The sequence below is a fragment of the Serratia grimesii genome (assembly GCF_900186025.1).
GTDB classification, from domain to species: domain Bacteria; phylum Pseudomonadota; class Gammaproteobacteria; order Enterobacterales; family Enterobacteriaceae; genus Serratia; species Serratia grimesii.
Genome location: NZ_LT883155.1, coordinates 2,729,524 through 2,748,034, shown reverse-complemented (window position 1 = coordinate 2,748,034; position 18,511 = coordinate 2,729,524). Strand labels below are relative to the sequence as shown.

At 53.0% G+C, this 18,511-nt stretch carries 17 protein-coding genes; 5 read left to right on the top strand and 12 right to left on the bottom strand.

The features are described 5' to 3' along the window. Nucleotides 1-68 precede the first annotated feature (68 nt). The 6 genes from SGBXF1_RS12920 to SGBXF1_RS12895 form a co-directional block, all read right to left on the bottom strand. Complete coding sequence (locus SGBXF1_RS12920; RefSeq protein ID WP_037415591.1) at nt 69-977, bottom strand: ROK family protein; 909 nt, start codon at nt 975-977, stop codon at nt 69-71. 19 nt (nt 978-996) lie between these two features. Then, nucleotides 997-2,280, bottom strand: coding sequence for a Gfo/Idh/MocA family protein (locus SGBXF1_RS12915; protein WP_186426954.1), 1,284 nt, complete (start codon nt 2,278-2,280; stop codon nt 997-999). 19 nt (nt 2,281-2,299) lie between these two features. Then, nucleotides 2,300-3,412 carry an ABC transporter ATP-binding protein gene (locus SGBXF1_RS12910; RefSeq protein ID WP_037415588.1) on the bottom strand — a complete coding sequence of 371 codons (1,113 nt, stop codon included), beginning with the start codon at nt 3,410-3,412 and terminating at the stop codon, nt 2,300-2,302. A gap of 22 nt (nt 3,413-3,434) precedes the next feature. Further along, on the bottom strand, nt 3,435-4,253 hold the full coding sequence (locus SGBXF1_RS12905; protein ID WP_186426953.1) for a carbohydrate ABC transporter permease: 819 nt from the start codon (nt 4,251-4,253) through the stop codon (nt 3,435-3,437). A gap of 12 nt (nt 4,254-4,265) precedes the next feature. After that, nucleotides 4,266-5,207 (bottom strand): carbohydrate ABC transporter permease, encoded by a 942-nt coding sequence (locus SGBXF1_RS12900; RefSeq protein ID WP_037415583.1) that lies wholly within the window; start codon nt 5,205-5,207, stop codon nt 4,266-4,268. Nucleotides 5,208-5,288: 81 nt separating this feature from the next. Next, nucleotides 5,289-6,542, bottom strand: coding sequence for an ABC transporter substrate-binding protein (locus SGBXF1_RS12895; RefSeq protein WP_186426952.1), 1,254 nt, complete (start codon nt 6,540-6,542; stop codon nt 5,289-5,291). A gap of 464 nt (nt 6,543-7,006) precedes the next feature. Here SGBXF1_RS12895 and SGBXF1_RS12890 point away from each other — a divergent pair, with 464 nt between their 5' ends. The 4 genes from SGBXF1_RS12890 to SGBXF1_RS12875 all read left to right on the top strand — a co-directional run bounded on the left by SGBXF1_RS12890 (nt 7,007) and on the right by SGBXF1_RS12875 (nt 12,232). After that, nucleotides 7,007-8,668, top strand: a complete 1,662-nt coding sequence (locus SGBXF1_RS12890) for a DUF4091 domain-containing protein (protein WP_186426951.1) — start codon at nt 7,007-7,009, stop codon at nt 8,666-8,668. A 172-nt stretch (nt 8,669-8,840) separates the two neighbouring features. Beyond that, on the top strand, nt 8,841-10,562 hold the full coding sequence (olsF, locus tag SGBXF1_RS12885) for an ornithine lipid synthase OlsF (RefSeq protein ID WP_037415567.1): 1,722 nt from the start codon (nt 8,841-8,843) through the stop codon (nt 10,560-10,562). Between the two features lie 99 nt (nt 10,563-10,661). Next, entirely contained in the window at nt 10,662-11,444 is a 783-nt protein-coding gene (locus SGBXF1_RS12880; protein ID WP_037415564.1) for an N-formylglutamate amidohydrolase, read from the top strand. Between the two features lie 74 nt (nt 11,445-11,518). Further along, nucleotides 11,519-12,232, top strand: a complete 714-nt coding sequence (locus SGBXF1_RS12875; protein ID WP_186426950.1) for a flagellar brake protein — start codon at nt 11,519-11,521, stop codon at nt 12,230-12,232. A 39-nt stretch (nt 12,233-12,271) separates the two neighbouring features. On the opposite strand, the gene SGBXF1_RS12870 is transcribed toward SGBXF1_RS12875, so the two are convergent. Genes SGBXF1_RS12870 through SGBXF1_RS12860 form a run of 3 tightly spaced genes read right to left on the bottom strand, consistent with a single transcriptional unit; the run spans nt 12,272 to nt 14,079 of the window. Continuing rightward, nucleotides 12,272-13,111 carry a PfkB family carbohydrate kinase gene (locus SGBXF1_RS12870; protein WP_037415557.1) on the bottom strand — a complete coding sequence of 280 codons (840 nt, stop codon included), beginning with the start codon at nt 13,109-13,111 and terminating at the stop codon, nt 12,272-12,274. Beyond that, complete coding sequence (locus SGBXF1_RS12865) at nt 13,112-13,828, bottom strand: glutamine amidotransferase (RefSeq protein ID WP_186426949.1); 717 nt, start codon at nt 13,826-13,828, stop codon at nt 13,112-13,114. After that, nucleotides 13,825-14,079: a hypothetical protein gene (locus SGBXF1_RS12860; protein WP_186426948.1), complete on the bottom strand. Its 255-nt coding sequence runs from the start codon at nt 14,077-14,079 to the stop codon at nt 13,825-13,827. The genes SGBXF1_RS12865 and SGBXF1_RS12860 overlap by 4 nt, the downstream gene beginning before the upstream one ends. Nucleotides 14,080-14,147: 68 nt before the next feature. Between SGBXF1_RS12860 and SGBXF1_RS12855 the strand changes: the two genes are divergently transcribed. Beyond that, nucleotides 14,148-15,452 (top strand): aminotransferase class I/II-fold pyridoxal phosphate-dependent enzyme, encoded by a 1,305-nt coding sequence (locus SGBXF1_RS12855; protein ID WP_061806332.1) that lies wholly within the window; start codon nt 14,148-14,150, stop codon nt 15,450-15,452. Between the two features lie 12 nt (nt 15,453-15,464). On the opposite strand, the gene SGBXF1_RS12850 is transcribed toward SGBXF1_RS12855, so the two are convergent. From SGBXF1_RS12850 to ppk2, 3 genes are all read right to left on the bottom strand, one after another. Beyond that, complete coding sequence (locus SGBXF1_RS12850; protein WP_186426947.1) at nt 15,465-16,436, bottom strand: LLM class flavin-dependent oxidoreductase; 972 nt, start codon at nt 16,434-16,436, stop codon at nt 15,465-15,467. 156 nt (nt 16,437-16,592) lie between these two features. After that, nucleotides 16,593-17,426, bottom strand: a complete 834-nt coding sequence (pbpG, locus tag SGBXF1_RS12845) for a D-alanyl-D-alanine endopeptidase (protein WP_186426946.1) — start codon at nt 17,424-17,426, stop codon at nt 16,593-16,595. A 160-nt stretch (nt 17,427-17,586) separates the two neighbouring features. Then, nucleotides 17,587-18,501: a polyphosphate kinase 2 gene (gene ppk2 / locus SGBXF1_RS12840; protein ID WP_037415544.1), complete on the bottom strand. Its 915-nt coding sequence runs from the start codon at nt 18,499-18,501 to the stop codon at nt 17,587-17,589. Between the last annotated feature and the right edge of the window lie 10 nt (nt 18,502-18,511).

The following is an 18,511-nucleotide window of genomic DNA, read 5'->3' as shown; positions in this document are numbered from 1 at the left end:
TCATTTACCAAAAGCAGGATGAAAGCTGTGTCATTCATTTTCTGCCGCCTGTCTTTTCACTGTTTTTTTTATTGCCAGCTTTGACGCAATAACGCGGCACCGCGTACGCCACTGCTGTCACCGTGCACCGGAGGGTAGATCGCTGCCGGTTCAGTGCCGGGTAACAACCAATGCCCCATGGCGGGTGGCAGCAGTGCATACAGCTCCCCGACGTTTGACAACCCACCGCCGAGCACGAAGGCGTCCACGTCCAATAACAGTTGTAGCCCGGCTAACGCACTGGCCAGAATATCGACGTACATAAGCATCAGGTGCTGCGCCATGGGTTCACCTTGACGGTAGCTGGCAATCAGCGCCGGTACCGTGTCGGCAGGGTGGCCAAAATGGCGGCTTAACGCCAACAACCCACTGCCGGATACGTAGCGCTCAAAACAGCCAGTCAGACCGCAGTTGCAGGTAAATAGCGGCAAATCATAGCGTTGTGCCAACTGAGCGGAGATCGGTGTATGGCCCCATTCACCGGCCAGCCCATTACGGCCTTTATGCAACTGCTTGTTCATGACCAGACCACCGCCGGCACCGGTACCGATGATCGCGCCGAACACCAATGCCAGATGCTCGGTCTGCGGGGTGCTGGCCTCGGAAAGGGCAAAGCATCGGCAGTCGTTTTCAATTTCAACCGGCCGTGCTAGCTCGTGAGCCAAATCGTCAGCCAGACAGTGACCGGTTAGACAGGGTACGTTCACGGCCAGTTGCTTACGGCTGCGTGGGTCGGTCACACCGGGTAAACCGATGCCAATACTGCCTTGGGTCTGTAATTCGCGGTCAGCACGATCCACCAATTGGTGGATACAGGACAAGAACTCACGGTAATTGCCTGTAGGAGTACTGACGCGTTGGCAAAACACTTGCTTAAGCTGTCGGTCATAGGCTGCCATTTCGATCTTGGTACCGCCAATGTCGAAGCCGTACCGCATCTGTGATATTTCCACGTATTTACGCTCCGCCCAGGGTGATCACCGCAGATTCACGGCGTGCACGTTCAGCCGCAAACACCATCAAATGGCTTTCCAACGTTTCGGCTGGGCCTGACAGCACTTGTGAAGGATCGTTAGTGCGAATAGCGTCGATGAAATGCTGCATCAGATAGTAATCGCCGCCGCCGTGACCGGACATGGTATGCAGGTCTTCAGCCTCATCGACGTCGCAGACCATTTCACTGTCATCGACGAATGAGGTAATGCGGATGTAGCGCCCGTCACCCTCGATACAGCCGTGGCTGCCGAAAATGCGGGTTTGGCGATCTTCCAACCGGGTGAATGCCGTCATGGTGAAGGAGGCCGTACGTCCGCCGGCAAATTGCATGTTGACCACCTGATGATCAACAACGTTATTGTCACAGCGGTAGACACAGCGGCCATACTGACCATCGCGCAGGGCCGCCAGCAGATGCGGCTGGCTGACTTCTGGGGTTAACACCCGCAGGAAGCCCGGTGTCGCTTTGTGGTCGTCGCCAAGATAGATACGTTTGGCGGAGTAGGGGCAACTGGCTTCCACCGCACAGTCCAGGCAGTTATCCGCTGCCCCGGCGGGTTGATTTTCTTGGCGAAAATGACGCAAACCGCCGAATGAGCTGATCTGCTCGCAAGGCAATTCCATGATGTAGCGGATCCAGTCGATGTCGTGGCAGGATTTTTGTAGCAGCATAAAAGCGGCTTCACCGTCATTGCGCCAGTTACCGCGGACAAAGGAGTGGGCCTGGTGCCAGTAACCTACCGGTTCCAGGTGCTGCAAGCTGACAATGTCGCCAATCACGTTATCACGCAGCAGTTGCTTCAGTTTCTGGGTATAACGCGTATAGCGCAACACATGACCAACCGAGAAAATCAGCTTCTGACGTATCACTTCTTCAACGATGGTGCGGCATTCACTGGCATCCGGTGACAGCGGCTTTTCCAGCAGCATGGCGTAACCCTGCTTGGCGAAGGCCAGCGCGGGTTCGAGATGTAGCGTGTCTTGGGTGCAGATCAACACCGCATCGGCCAGTTTGCCGGCGTCGGCAGCCTGCTGCCAGTCAGTGAATACGTTATCTGCCGCTATGCCATGCTGTTCGACAAACTGTTGCCGATAGATATCCCGCGGCTCTGCCACGGCCACCACTTGCATTAAATCCGGATGTGCCAACGCGTATCGTGAGTAAATTTCCCCGCGAGCTCCAGCGCCAATAACCAGTACCTTCACCGGGCGACCGGCATAATCATTTTGTTGAGATGACGACATTGCACATTCTCCGATCTTGTTATTTGAGGTTTTGGCCGCTGATTTCATCAAACAGGTGTGCGCGGGACAGATCGAAAGCCAGGTGGATCTGTTCTCCCAAACGCGGTTCCCAGTCAGGCTGCGACGCCATGCGGAGTACAAACCGCAGCTCAGCCAGTTCGCAGTGCAGCAATTCTTCGTTGCCCATGCGTTCGATGGTGACAATCTTCGCCGGGAAGCAGTTACTGCTGCCGGGAGCACACAACCGCAAGGACTCTGGGCGAATGCCAAGGCATACGCGCGGGTGTGGGTATTTTTCTAATTGCTGTTGCAGCGCCGGTGGCAGGTTAAGTGGATATTCGCTACCGATGCTTAACCCAATCCCCTGAGCTGTGCGGGTAATCGTCATATCGTGCAGGTTCATTGATGGGCTGCCGATGAATTCGGCGACAAAGCGGTTAGCGGGTTGGTGATACAGGTTGATTGGTTTGTCTACCTGCATGATGGCGCCACGGTTCATCACACAGATACGGTCACCCATGGTCATCGCCTCAACCTGATCGTGCGTGACATAGACCATGGTGGCAGCGGCACCTTCTTGCTTGAGTTGGTTATGCAGTTCGATCAATTGCACGCGCATCGAGACGCGCAGCTTGGCATCCAAATTCGACAGAGGTTCATCGAACAGAAAGACCTTGGGTTTACGCACGATGGCGCGGCCGACCGCCACACGCTGGCACTGCCCACCAGATAACTGACCCGGCTTGCGTTGCAGTAGATTGGTGATTTCCAGTTTTTCGGCCGCATCCCGTACACGGCGATCAATTTCAGCTTTGCTTTCTTTGCCGATCAGACCAAATGCCATGTTCTTGTAGACGGTCATATGGGGATACAGCGCATAGTTCTGGAAAACCATCGCGATGCCGCGATCTTTTGGCATGGTGTCGTTGACGCAGTGGTCGTGAATCAGGATCTGGCCTTCGCTGACACTTTCCAAACCGGCGATCATCCGCAGCAGGGTGGATTTTGCGCAGCCTGATGGGCCGACAAATACCATAAATTCGCCGTCTTTGATGTCCAGATCGACCCCATGCAAGGCATTAAACCCATTGGGATAGACCTTTTTCACATTGTTTAACTGTATACCGGCCATGTTATTTACCTTGTGTTCGCGGTTAGCCTTTTACCCCAGCGCTGGCGATGCCCTGGATGAAGTAGCGTTGGAAAAGAATGAACAGCATCAGCATGGGGATTACCGCCATCAGTGCGCCGGCCATCAGTAACGGATATTCCACCCCGGCGCGGCTGGACAGCGATGCCAGTCCAACGGGCAGCGTCAGCTTCTCGGTTGTGGTGTTGACGATCAGTGGCCACATCAGGTTGTTCCAGCTCCACAGACCGTTGATGATGATGCAGGCGATAATTCCGGGGCGAATCAGGGGCAGCATGATGCGCCAGAAGATAGCGAAGTAGCTGTAACCGTCGATCAGTGCTGCTTCCTCCATCTCCTTTGGTACTGCCAGGAAGAACTGACGCAGCAAGAAAGTGGCGTAAATACTGAAAATACCGGGCAGAACCAGCCCGGTGATGCTGTTCACTAAGCCTAATTTCTGCACCACCAGAAATTGTGGGATCAGAAACGCCTGACCAGGCACCATCAGAATGGAAATACAGACCAGGAACACCGCATCGCGGCCGCGAAAATGCAGACGCGAGAAACCGTAAGCGGCCATGGTGGCGATGACCATTTGTAGTGTGACGGTGAAGAATGTCGCCAACAGCGAGTTCACATAAAAATCAGTAAACGGAATTTCATGCATGATCTTGCTGTAGGCTTGCAGGCTGGGGTGCGTCGGCAGCAATGTCAGCGGGATCTGGATACTCTCGGCCTGCGTTTTCAGTGAGGTAACCAGCATCCATATAAAAGGGACGACGGAGGCGAGTGCCGCCAGGACCATAAACAGATAAACCAGTGTTTTTTTACTTATGCTCATCGTCATGGCTCCTCAGCTGACTTTCAGGCGTTTGCCAATCATCATTTGAATCAGGGTGATCAGCAGGGTGACGGCGAACAACACCACGGTAATGGCAGAGGCATAACCTTTCTCCTGCAGGTAAAAGGCGTATTTGTAGAACAGGTTGGTGACGGTCATCACGTCACTTTCAACCAATGCACGGTCAAACATCAGGAACACCACGTCAAAGACTTGCAGGATCTCGATAAAGCTCATTACCGAGACGAAGAACAGCGTCGGTACCATCATCGGCAGAGTGATACAGAAGAATCGGCGCAGGGTGCTGATACCATCAATGTCAGCGGCCTCATACAGTTGGCGTGGAATACTTTGTAATCCGGCCAGCAAAATGATGATTTTCAGCGCCAGTGATGACCAGATAATGATGATGGAAACACTGATACGCACCACGTCCGGATCGGACAGCCAGGCCACCGGTGAAATACCCAAGAAGCCAATCGCCTGATTAATCAGGCCGAAGTCTTTGTTGAACAACCACTGCCAGACCATGGCCACAGCGGCAGGCATGGTGACTGCCGGCAGGAACAGTAAAGTGCGCAGCACCGCTTTGCCGCGGATGTTCTGATTCAAGCCAATTGCCAGCAACAGTGACAGACTCAGGCTGACAGGGACGCACACCACCACGTAGAACAAGGTGTTACCGGCGGCGGTATAAAAGTCGTCGTCTTCGAACAGATTGACGTAGTTATCAACGCTGAGCGTAGTCCAGCGCATAAACTGATTAAGATCGGTAAAGCTGTAAAAGATGTTCTGCAAAAAAGGGATGAAATAGAAAACTATCAACCCAATCAGCAGCGGTAAGATCATTACCCATCCCCAGAAGCGCTCGGCGCGCTCCAGGCGGCTGAGTGCCGGTCGTGGGACACTTTTTTGTTGTTTTAGGGTGACCGTAGCCGTTTCTGCCAGCGACATGTTGCCATTCCTCACCTGTAACTGCTCTGCGGTGTTCCGCAGCCGGTGCGCCTTCGGGCAGGCGCTACCGGCACGGGGTGATTACTGCTCCATGACGCGTTCGATCTTCTTGACCGACTTGTCCATCTCGGCTTTGGCGTCCGCGCCCATAAATATTTTCTTCAGGCTGGCAATCCACATGTTTTGCCATTTCGGCGTATTGGTACCGGCAGTAGGGTAGGCTTCGGTCACGTTAAGGGTGTCAATATAAGGCGTGACATCGACTTTTTTGATCTCCGCCGCCCAGGCTTTGGCTGCCAGTTTGTTGGCCGGGATCACCGCTTTTGCCAACTCAGTCTGTGAGGCTTCAGAGCTCATAAACTCGATGTATTTCCAGGCTTCCGGCTTGTGGGCGCTGTTGGCGGACATGGCAAATGCCAGACTGTGCGCTACGCCGGACTGGCGTTCGATTTTTGGCATCATTACCACGCCGATATGATCATTAATCAGCGGATTGTTGGCGAAGGGCGCCGCCAACCATGAGCCGGCATACACCATCGCCGCGCGGTTGGACTGGAAGATGTTTTCGGTTTTGACTTCACTCATTTGCTGAGCGCTTGGCATCAGCCCGTCTTTCATCATTGATTGCAGCTGCTGATATACCCAGATCGACTTATCATTGGCGATGTCGGTCGGCTGGCCGTCTTTTGGCACAATGTGGTTCCCGTTCTGGAACAACAGGTTCATGTAGCTGTCCTGGCCGTCAATGCTCAGATCCATCACCAAGGGGAAGGCGCTTCCTTTCAAGCCGGCTTTCAGTGCTGCCGCTTTGCTTTTCAGCGTGTCCCAATCCCAGTCGTTGGTGGGGTAGCTGACGCCAGCCTGGTCAAACAGCTTTTTGTTGTACCAGACGGCAATGGAATCTACGTCACGAGGGATGGCCATCTGCTGACCGTCATACTGATACGCTTTTACCGAACTGGTCACGATGTTATTTAAATTAACATTACTGCCGGTAATATAAGGTGTTAAGGGTTGCAATATGCCATTCTTGGCATATTGCACGAAATAAGGCATGTTTATCCAGAATATATCAGGGGCAACGCCGCCAGCTGCAGCTGAATCTAATTTAACAAAGTATTGTGCTGATGGGGTTAATTCTATCGCTATTTTAATGTTAGGGTTTTCTTTTTCAAAGCGCTTGGCAATTTCCTGTTCGGCAGGTAATTGGTTTCTGTCCCACACGGCATAACGTAACGTTATTTGGTCTGCGGCATATAGCATGGTTGGCAATAATAATGCAGCCGCGATGGCAGAGTGCACAAGAAGACGGCCGGTATTTTTTATCGGTGACATTGCTTTCCCCTCGGTGGACGACGAATAAATATTTTCGTAACGTGAATTCTTTCTATCCCTTAACTTTCAATGTGTCAATACACCCTGATCTGCCCAAAAATGGGGCATAAATGTTTCACTGTTGTTAAGATCGAAAGGGTTGAAGCCTAAACCGAAAGCGTCACTTGTTCACAATCCGTTAACCTTTTGAGCCGATTTTAGCCCTGCCGTACGCCATTTACGGCCTGCTGAGGTCATAGGAATAAGTGATAACCCCTGCACCATAATGGGGATTAAAAACATTATTATTGTGCAGGCTTGGCTATCTTTCATTTTTGTGATGCAAATAAACAAAAAAATTGTATATCGCAACATCTGAACAGGCTCATCGTCGATTTTTGATTGAGACTATTGTTTGTGACGATAAAAGGGTTTAGCTTAAAAATTACTCACCGGTATTTTGAAATAAAAGAGAGATTAATGTTATGCGCCTTTCATTGACCTTTACCCATTGTCTGGAAAAAGTATTTCATAGCCGTAATGCACCACAGGTTTCACAGATAAATACACTAAGTGGCTTGAGTAACGAAATAGTTTCCTGGCAAGGGGTCTATTGCTTACACCCGGTAGGTAATGAAACGCGAAGAGAATTAGGATGCCGCCTTGAAGGGCCGCTAGCAGAGTATATCAGTGTGCGTCAGGTTCAATCGGTACCCAGCCATTTTCCCTGTTATGCCGAGACCGATGAGAACTACCTGCGTACTGAGCCGGGGTTATTTCCCGATCCTTTGGCGCCTATGGTCGATCGTCGTTTCTTTGCCCCCAGCCATTATTATGGCAGCCTCTGGTTGACCTTTACCCCACCGCTGACACCGGTTGCCGGTGGTGACTATCCGTTAACGCTGACACTGTTTGATGTTGCGACTGATGCTGTGCTGGCAAGTGCGACACTGACGCTGCATATCGTCCCCGCGGCACTGCCACCGCAAACCTTATTGCATACCGAATGGCTGCATTCTGACTGCCTTGCGGACTACTATCACCTCAGGGTGTTCAGCCCCGAATATTGGCTGGCGGTACGTAATTATGTCCGCTGCGCAGTCAGTAGTGGGGTCAACATGCTGTTGACACCGATCTTCACGCCGCCTCTTGATACCGCCATCGGCGGTGAGCGCACCACAGTACAACTGGTAGGCGTACAGCGGTCTGCGCAGGGCTACCGGTTTGATTTCCAACGTCTGGCGCAATGGGTGGCAATGGCGCAGGAAGAGGGCATTGAACACTTTGAGATTGCACCGTTGTTTACCCAGTGGGGGGCGGCGCACGCCCCGAAAATTATGGTGGAGATAGACGGCACACTGAGTCCGCTGTTCGGCTGGCAAACCGACGCCCACGCCGAAGAGTATCAACAGTTTCTACAGGCACTGTTGCCGGCGCTGACCGACTGGTTCCGCGAACGGCAATTACAGCAGCGCGTGTGGTTCCACATTTCGGATGAACCGACACTGGAAAACATAGCCGTTTATCAACGCGCCAGTGCGACGTTACGCCCACTATTGGCGGGGTTCCATACGTTTGACGCCTTATCAGACTATGCGTTTTACCAGCAGGGGCTGGTGGAAACGCCGGTCGCCGCCACTGATCATATCGCGCCTTTTATTGAAAACCAGGTGCCGGGGTTGTGGGCTTATTACTGCTGTGTGCAAAAAACAGAGGTAGCCAACCGTTTCTTCGCTCAGCCTTCGGCACGTAATCGTATTTTGGGTATACAGCTTTATTTGTACAACATCACCGGTTTTTTACATTGGGGGTTCAACTTCTATAACAGCGGCCATTCACGAGAAAAACTGAATCCCTATGCCGTGACGGACTGCCGGAATGCATTTCCGTCCGGTGATGCTTTTGTGGTCTATCCCGGCGATAATCTGGAACCCGTGGAGTCGTTACGCCTCCGGGTGTTGCATCAGGGGTTGCAAGACATGCGCGCTCTACAGCTGTTGGAAAGCCTGACCGATCGCACAGCAGTAGAGGCGCTGATTGAACAGGAACTGGGGATGCGCATCACGTTTAAACGCTATCCGCACCAGGCGGATCCACTGCTGCGATTACGTGAAGCGGTCAACAAACGTATCGAAGCCTTGCTGTAGTCAGTGGCATAAAATGCGACGCAGGTGGCGCGGTACACACCGTTGCCACCAAGTTTTCAATTATTTGCTATACCTGATAGGTCGAGGGATTTCATTTTTTTGTCATGATACTGACATGTTAGGGTCATAGCGCTGGCTTAAGTTTGCAGCGACTAAGCCAGGAGATAACGCGATGTTTAGCTTGGACTCTCTGTTGCATGATGCATTTCCACACCGCAAAACCCCTGCCTGGCAGCGTAGCCTGCTGAGAACTTTACTCTTCGAAAAAGAATTCAAACAGTTTGCCGCCGACTATCCACACCTGAAGGGGCTGGATTTGATCGAGCAGGTGGTGGACTACTTTAACCTCAGTTGTGAGTTGGTCGATGGTGACCTGGAAAATATTCCGAGCCAGGGGCCGGTGGTGCTGGTAGCCAACCACCCGATTGGTTCGCTGGACGGACTGGTGCTGCTGCGTGCCGTAGCGGCAGTGCGCCCGGATGTTAAGGTGGTCGCCAGCCAACTGTTGACCTACATAGAACCACTGCGCAACCTGTTTGTGCCGGTGGACAACGTGGGTAACAAGACCAACCGTAAGCAAATTGAAGGCATGCAGGCCCAGTTGGATAAGCAGGGGGCGTTGATCCTGTTCCCCGCGGGCGAGGTGTCGCGCATGAGCCCGAAAGGCATACGTGATGGTCACTGGCATACCGGTTTCTTGCGCTTGGCCGCTAAGGCGCGAGCGCCGATTGTGCCAATTCACATCAGTGCGCGTAACAGCAACCTGTTTTATTTCACGTCGATGGTTTATCGCCCTTTGTCCACACTCTTGCTGGTGCGGGAAATGTTCCAACAGCAAGGGGGACGCATTAAAATCCGCGTTGGCGGACGTATTCCGTTCGCCAACTGGCATGATGGGCATACCAGTGCTAAAGATCTGGCGGAACGCTTCCGTCGTCACGTATACCGACTGGGTCAGGGGAAAGAAGGACTGTTTGCCAGTGAATCACCGATCGCCTTGCCGGAAGACCGGTTGGAACTGAAAAAGGCGCTGGCAAACTGTGAACGGTTAGGAGTCACACCGGACGGCAAAGAGATCTTCCTGTATCGCCGTCAGGATGAGGCTCGTACGCCTATTCTGCGTGAACTGGGCCGCCTGCGCGAAATCGCCTTCCGGGCTGTTGGCGAAGGGTCGGGACGTCGTCGGGACCTGGATAGCTATGACGACGACTATTACCACCTGGTGTTGTGGGACGCGGACGAGTTGGAGATTGTCGGTGCTTACCGCTTTATCCCTACCGCCGAACAGTTAGAGCGTAAAGGGCTGGAAAGCATTTACAGTAATAGCCTGTTCCATTATGACCGCGATATGGCACCGATTCTGGCGCAAGGCATCGAACTGGGCCGCAGCTTTATTCAGCCGGCCTATTGGGGCAAACGTGGGCTGGATTACCTGTGGCTGGGGATTGGCGCTTACCTGGCAAAATATCCGCAGTACCGCTATCTGTTTGGCCCGGTTTCCATTTCCGGTGGCATGCCAGTGACGGCGCGTGACCTGTTGATTGCCTTCTATCGACTGTATTTCTCGCCTAATCATGCGTTGGCGCAGTCTCGTCAGCCTTATCCTGCCTCGTTGCCGCAGGTGTTGGCGCAGTTTGCCGGCGATAACTATCAGGAAGATCTGATCAGGCTGAAAAGCCTGCTGAGCAACATCGGTTGTTCGATACCTACGCTGTATAAACAATATACCGAGCTATGTGAGCCAGGCGGGGTGCAATTTATTGATTTCGGAACTGATCCGGCTTTCAACAACTGCATTGACGGCCTGGTACTGGTCGATCTGACCCGACTTAAACCGGCGCGTTTCCAGCGTTACATTGCGGTACATCAGCCACAGGATGCATGTATAGATTGATTCGCTTCTCATTCATGCATTTTTGATCTAATCCGAGGCTTGGCGCCGGCGGTGGGATATAGCCTAAGATAAGGCTTTGTTCCAGCGTCGGAGTCTTTCATGCCACAGTCGTTTGTCCCGTCTTTATTAACCGTTGATGATCCCGCCGCTGTGGCGGTTGAAACAGCAAAGGGTGTTGCACCCTTTTTATTACTGTGCGATCACGCAGGTCAGGCAATACCCCAACGTTTGGGGGATCTGGGCTTACCACCGGGGGAGATTGATCGCCATATCGGCTGGGACATTGGCGCACTAAACGTTTCACGTCATCTCAGCCGCCAACTGGATACCACACTGATTCACCAGCGCTATTCACGATTAGTGATTGACTGTAATCGTACGCCCGGTATCGCCAGCTCGATCCCTCAGGTGTCCGAGTTGACGCCGATCCCCGGCAATGTCGGTATACAGGCTGAACAAACTTTAGCCCGCGAGCATGAGATTTTTCTGCCCTATCATCGAACCATTGCCGACACCTTGGACGCGCGTCAACGTGCCGGGCTACCGACGGCGATTATTGCGATGCACAGTTTTACGCCGGTATTTAAAGGGAATGCGCGACCATGGCAAGTGGGACTGTTGTTTAATCGCCAACCGGAGTTCGCTTTGCTATTGGCCGAGCTGTTGCGAGAAGAAGGGGATTTGGACGTGGGCGTCAACGAACCTTATGCCATGACTGATGCCACGGATTACACTTTGCCGGTGCATGCCGAGCGGCGGCAGCTCCCCTACGTCGGCATTGAGATCCGCCAGGATCTGATTGCCGATCAACAAGGTCAGCAAGACTGGGCAAAACGCTTTGCCAGACTGCTGCCACAGGCTTGGTATCGTTGGCAAATTTGACTTTAGGAATATTCCCAGTGATGATATCTGTAAGGAAAGTGTAAATCGTCATTGGGAAGAGTCAGGAGCGACGAGTGGAGCAAAATGATAACGGATTGTTTATCAAGCAGGAGCGCTTTGAAGTGCTGGCGATTTTGCGCGAAATTTGTAAACAGCGCACGCCACTGCGAGTCGTCAATGAGCGACAACAGTTTCAGAGTCTGTTACTGAGTGTCGGACCGGATAATATCGTGTTCAGTGGCGATGAGGCGGAGACGGTTGTCGATGGCGAATGTACCATTGTGATCGAAAGCCATGATGCGAAGATCGAGTTCTCTGTCGGTCGGGCAGAAACCACGAATCATCAGGGCGTTAATGCATGTTCAACTCAATTGCCGAAGGAACTGGTGTACATCCAGCGCCGTCGTCAGTTTCGCGTGACTACCCCACACTGGCGTGAATTTCTCTGCAGCGGCGAATATGCCGACGGCAGCGAGTACCAGTTGAGGATCCACGATCTCTCTGCTGGTGGCGTCGGTTTGCGCGTGGATGGTCCACTGCCGGAAAACCTCCAGCCCGGGTTCCAGTTCAAAAAGGCGTTATTGGATCTTGGCAGCTATGGCAGCTTCAAGGTCAATATGGAGCTGGTGGTGATCAATGAAGATCAAGAGTTGGATGACGACGACAAATTGGTGCGTTTTTCACGCTTGTCATGCCGTTTCATGAAATTGGGTTTGGCAATGGAAAGAAAAATTCAGAGTGCTGTGTTTGCGTTCGAATTGGATTTCAATAAGAAGAAAAAGCGTTAAGAAGACGAGTGGGGCAGCTGGCTGCCCCGTCACACCGGCCTATTTCAAGGCACGTAAACTCCCAATTTCCTCCCAACCAAAATGCTCCGCTTCTGCCAACACGTCGCATACCTCGCCACTGGCGGTAACGATGGCGTCGTTGAGGTTTTTACCGTGCAGCAGATGGCTGACGAGCAATGCTGTGAACATATCCCCGGTGCCTTTGACCTTCGACTGGATTTTAGGATGGGTGTAGCTTTGCACTTCGTGGCGGCTGACCAACAGTAACCCCACTTCATCGTCGTTTTCTGCCACGCCCGGCGCACTGGTCACCAACACCCACTCGGTGGTGTCATTCAATAATGCCTCTGCGGCATGCTGCGTCTGCTCGCGGCTGAGCAAAGGGTGTCCGCAAAGCTGCTCTAGCTCGAACCCGTTAGGGGTGAGGCCATTGGCTAATGCCAGAAAGGGTGAACGATAGCAACCGACGATGCGCTCATCGACATAAACGCCTTCACCGTAATCGCCCATCACTGGATCGATATAAATCTTTATCTGCGGATTGATAGCACGCACGCGCTGCAACCAGCTTTCCAGTATGTGGCACTGACTGACATCGCCAAGATAACCAACAATCACGGCCCGGGTGCGCAACATCACACCGCGGGTCAATAAATCTTCCAGGAAACCACGGAACCACTCTGCGGAAATGACACCGCCGCTGGGAGCACCGTAATAAGGCGGGCAACCGAACAGCACGCTGGGTACCTGTAATGCTTCCAGCCCTTTTTTCAGTAAGGTTCGGTAGGCGATACCGTTGCCGACGCTACCGTACACCACTTGGGATTGAATGCTGATCACATCAATCTGCGGTGGTTGTAGTTGAGAAATCTGATGCATCTAGGACTTCCTTAGTTCAATTTTATCCAGCCACTGTGCAAATACCTGCCGAGCGCGCTGTTCTAATTCTGTGCCGTGACGAGCAGCCTGTTGGCGTAAACGTTGCGGAAGGATACCCGCTAACTCCAACTCACAGGCATGGCCTACCAGCCAGCGCTCAATGTCGTGGTGATCGGCTTCCAAATGAAACTGTAGCCCAAGGGCAAAATCCTGGTATTCAAACGCCTGATTAGGGCAAATCTCGGTACCTGCCAGACAGGTAGCCCCCTCAGGGATCATAAACATGTCACCGTGCCAGTGCAGCACTGGCGTTGCGCCCAACGGTGCCAGCACTGAGTCTTCATTTGCCGTTAAGGTCAGTGGGGCGAAGCCAATTTCTTTCACACCGAGCGAGACGACATCGGCCCCCAAGGCCTGAGCCATCACTTGTGCACCAAGGCAGATGCCGAGTGTAGGCCGTTTTTGCTGCAACCGCTGTGTTACCAGTGCCAGTTCGTCATTGAGAAACGCATAGTGTTGTTGGCCGGCAAAATGTTGCGCGGCACTGATCGGCCCGCCAAGCACCACCAACAGATCGGTTTCCTCATTATTGATGGCGCGGATATCGTCACGACCGGCATCGTAATAATCAATCTGATAGCCACGTAATGAAAGCAGTGAACCTAAAATACCGAGATTTTCGAAATTGACATGTCTGATAGCGACCACTTTCTTCATTGTTGTACCTCTGTGGTGTTGGGATAAGGTTCAAGTTCCAGGGTGTCGCCCAAAATTGTGATGCCGCCGATACCGCTTTGATAAACTATCCGGCGTTCTTTGACTTGGCTGATCTGTAACTGGTAACCCTGTTCGGCGGGAAACAGCGCTTGCGCCTGTTGCAGTTGAGTCTCCGCCCAAGGCGTGAGCATTTGTAAACGGGCGAAAGCTTTCCCGTCATGTTGAATATCGAGTACGTAATGTTTTTCCATCTTTACCCCTTAACTTTTCCGTTCGAAACAGGTAATCTTGTTTGAACTAATACAAAAAGGTTTTATGTATGGGTTCATTGTATGCAAAAGGCGGCAGTGCTGTCCAGATTGCTGAACAGTTCAGCACGCAGATAAAGCAGGGTGATTTGCAACCGGGTGATTTACTGCCACCTGTGCGTCAACTGGCCGGTGAGTTGGGGGTGAACCCCAATACGGTTGCCAGCGCCTATGCCAAGCTACGAGATGCCGGTTTGGTCGCCACCCGCGGCCGGGCAGGGACACAAGTGCTTGAGCAACCATTAATGGCCGTGCGCAATGTTCGTCAAGTGCCTGAAGGCATGCGTGATTTGGCCAGCGGCAACCTGGACGCCACACTGTTACCGGTACTGTCGCTGAGTGCAGATGATGCATTCCCACAGCAGAATGGCTATGACGTTAGCGGTGATTTGCCTGCGTTGTGTCAACTTGCTGGCGAATGGTTATCCCAACAAGGGGCATCGTTAGGCGAGGTGTCGGTGTTTTCTGGCGCGCTTGACGCTATTGAGAAGGCACTGCGTAGCCATGCGGCACCGGGAGCCTCAGTGTGGGTGGAAGACCCATGCTGGCCGCCGTTACTGACGCTGTTGCGGCATCTTCGCCTCAAACCGCTGCCTTTGCCGATAGATGCTCAAGGATGTTGCTTGCCGGAGAAAGACGCCAGCAAGCAGGGGTGTGCGGTGATACTGACGCCGCGAGCACAGAACCCGACAGGCATGTCATTAAGCGCCGCACGCGCCAAAAGTTGGCGTGAATTTTTAGCGAAAAATCCTGCTTGTCTGGCGATCGTAGATGATTTCTGGGGGCCGTTGTCACAGCAGCCTTTGCATTTGCCATGTGCCAAGGATAACGGTTTGTACGTGTTGTCTTTGAGTAAGTTTCTCAGCCCGGATCTGCGTATTGCGCTGGCCTGCGGCAAGCCGCAACTGATGCAGGCGATGCGTGCGGATCAATACATTCGCGAGCGTTGGGTCAGCCATATCTTGCAGCAAATTGCCGTTAAATTATGGGCACAAGCGCAGCGCGATGGTTTACTGGTGCGTGCGCAACATGCCTATCAGCAACGGCGTGATGCATTGGCGGAACGGTTACATACGTTGAGCGGCATTCCCTTGCCGCCGGGGGAAGGCGTCCATATCTGGCTGCCGGTACGCTCAGAGGCCGCAGCCAGTCAAATCATGGCGCAGCGCGGATGGTTGGTACAAAGTGGTGAGCCGTTCCGCCTGAAAAGCGGCCCGGCGATCCGTGTTAGTTTGGCTAACCTGATCTCAACACAACTGGAAACGCTGGCGCAGGATCTGATTGTCGCGATCGGTGCGGGTACCGTGGTGAACTGAATAATCCCAGAATCAAGCCTGCGCCAATAGCCGTAAAGAGGTCAGACGGGCAGCGGGCTGGGTTATGGGGGTATCAATCACAAACTCTTCCACACCATATTGCTGGTGCAATTGGTCCAACTGCTGGCGTACTTGCTGAGCGGTGCCCCGCAAGATGTGGCTTTCGCGGGGCTCAATGCGATAATCGGTTGCGCCGGCTTGTTGCACAAAACTCTCTGCCTGTTCCAGGCTGCCGACAGTCACGCTTTGGCCGCCGGTGACGTGCACTCGGTATTGCTGGATCCCCGCCGCCAGTGCATTAGCCTGCTCGGCGCTATCGGCGACGATCACCGCGACAGCCAGCAGGGCTTTGCGCCCGCCGCTTTGCGTGGCGTAATGTGCTAGCGCCCGTTTAATGTCGTCCTGATTGCCATTGAGGTGAGCAGCAAACACAAAGGCCCAGCCGTGTTCGGCTGCCAACTGGGCACTTTCTTCGCTGGCACCCAGCAGAAAGCGCTGTGCGGGTTGTGACGGCTGCGGCGTGGCGCTCAGGCCCGGTTGCGCATCATCATTCAAATAAGCGTTTAGCTGCGCGAGCTGTTGAGGAAAATCCGGTTTATTCTGCTGGTCGTGAGCAGCCTGTAGCGCTTGGGTCGAGAGTGGCAGTCCACCCGGTGCTTTGCCCACCCCCAGATCGACTCTGCCTGGCGCCAGTGTCGCCAAGAGATTGAAGTTTTCCGCTACTTTATAGGCACTATAGTGCTGCAGCATGACGCCGCCGGAACCGATGCGGATCTGTGACGTTTGCCCGAGTAAATAGGCAATCAGTACTTCGGGCGAAGGGCAGGCAAGTTGCACGGTGTTGTGATGTTCTGCTAGCCAGAAACGGCGGTAACCCCAAATTTCAGCCTGCTGCGCCAGGTGCAGCGTGCGTGTAAGCGCTTGTGCAGCGCTTTCTCCATCGGCTATCGGACTTTTTTCCAACACGCTCAGGGCATAAGCCATTTTCCTGCTCCTTTATCATCAATTATCCACGACAAATATCATGCCGAACGCCCCGGGCGTAATACTGATTGGGGATAGGATATTCCATTGATAAAAAACGGATTTAGATATGCGCAGAACGGTAAAGAGGCGCGTAATGAACGCGCCCGTATCAGGTCAGGATTCCAGCCAGGTTTTCAGGCGAATGGCATCGCTATAGTGGCCGTAACGTTGCTGTGAACCGAGTAGGATCATTACCACCGGCTGCCCCTTGATCAGTGTCCGCATGACCAGACAATGGCCCGCTTCGTCGGTGAACCCGGTCTTCTGTAATTGGATTTTCCAGGCGGGATTGTTGATTAGCCCATTGGAGCTACGATAAACCAACTGGCCTCGGCCAGGGTGTACGATTTGCTGTTTGTCAGTACTAAAACGTCGAATGGTCTGATAACGGTAGGCATGATTAACCATTTTCAGCAGATCGTTAGCGCTGGCAACATTTTTTGGTGTCAGCCCGGTCGGATCGTAAAAGCGGGCATGCTTCATGCCGATGGCACGTGCTTTCTGATTCATTTTCGCCACAAAGGCTTTGCGACCACCGGGATAGTTGCGGCTCAGCGCCGATGCGGCACGGTTTTCCGATGACATCAGGGCGATGTGCAACATATCGCGACGGCTGAGAGTTGAACCTATGGTCAGGCGTGAGTGGGTTTTCTTCAACAGATCACGGTCGGATGGCGTGACCTGCATCCTGTTGCCCAGTGGACGTTTGCTGTCCAGCGTAACCATGGCCGTCATCAACTTGGTCAGCGAGGCAATGGGCTGTACGCGGTTGGCTTTTTTTTGATACAGGATTTTACCGGTACGTTGATTGACTACCAACACCGATGTTGAGTGTAGAGCCAGTGGCGCAGCGGCGTGTGCGGCAGGCAGTATGAAAAGCAGAGTAAGAACCAAAATGGCGCCTAAGCGGCGTGCGGGAGTGCGAACGATGGAATTAAATAAAGACATGGCTACCGTAACTATGATCCTGACTGATGAATGAATATCAGTAAGAGTCTGCACAGCAAATGTGGAGAAAATAGGGTGATGATTCAACGGGGCGGCAATCTTGGCGTGACAGAGCTGTGGGTAAGAGGCAGGGAGACGGTGTACCGCCTCCCTATAAGCATCAATACACTTCTGGGACCACCATAGTGTCCGGAACCGGGTGACGGTTGTAATCCGGGCTGCGCTTGCGCGGTGGCAGGGTGATCACGTTGCCTTCCGCTTCTTCGTAGGGCAGTTGCTCAAGCAGGTGACTGATACAGTTCAGACGTGCCTTTTTCTTGTCGACACCCTGAACTACCCACCATGGTGCCTCAGGAATGTTAGTGCGTGCCAACATGACTTCTTTGGCCTCAGTATAGTCTTCCCAGCGTCGACGACTTTCCAGATCCATCGGGCTGAGCTTCCACTGCTTCAGTGGATCGTGGATACGACTGAGAAAACGCAACTCTTGCTCATCATCGGTGATTGAGAACCAGTATTTCACTATCTGGATGCCACTGCGTGTCAGCATTTTCTCGAACTCCGGCACGCTGCGGAAAAACTCTTCGTATTCCTCGTCGTTGCAAAAGCCCATTACTTTTTCCACCCCAGCACGGTTGTACCAACTGCGGTCGAACAGCACCATTTCGCCTGCTGCCGGTAAATGGGCAATAAAGCGTTGGAAATACCACTGGGTGCGTTCCCGGTCGTTGGGTGCCGGCAGTGCAGCCACACGACAGGTGCGCGGATTCAGGCGCTGAGTGATGCGTTTGATCACTCCACCTTTGCCAGCAGCGTCACGGCCTTCAAAAATAATTACCAGCCGATGACCGGTGCGCATAACCCAGTCCTGCAGTTTCACCAGTTCACCCTGTAGACGCAGCAACTCGCGAAAGTACTGTTTACGCCAGGCTTTTTTCGGATCGCTGTCCACTTCGGTATCGTCAAAACGCAGATCGTCCAGTTCCATTTCCAGTTCTTCATCATAGCTGTCGTAAAATTCTTGCAGCAGGCGCTGGTTGAAGCTGTCGTCGCGGTTAAATTCATGCATAGCCATAATTAATTCT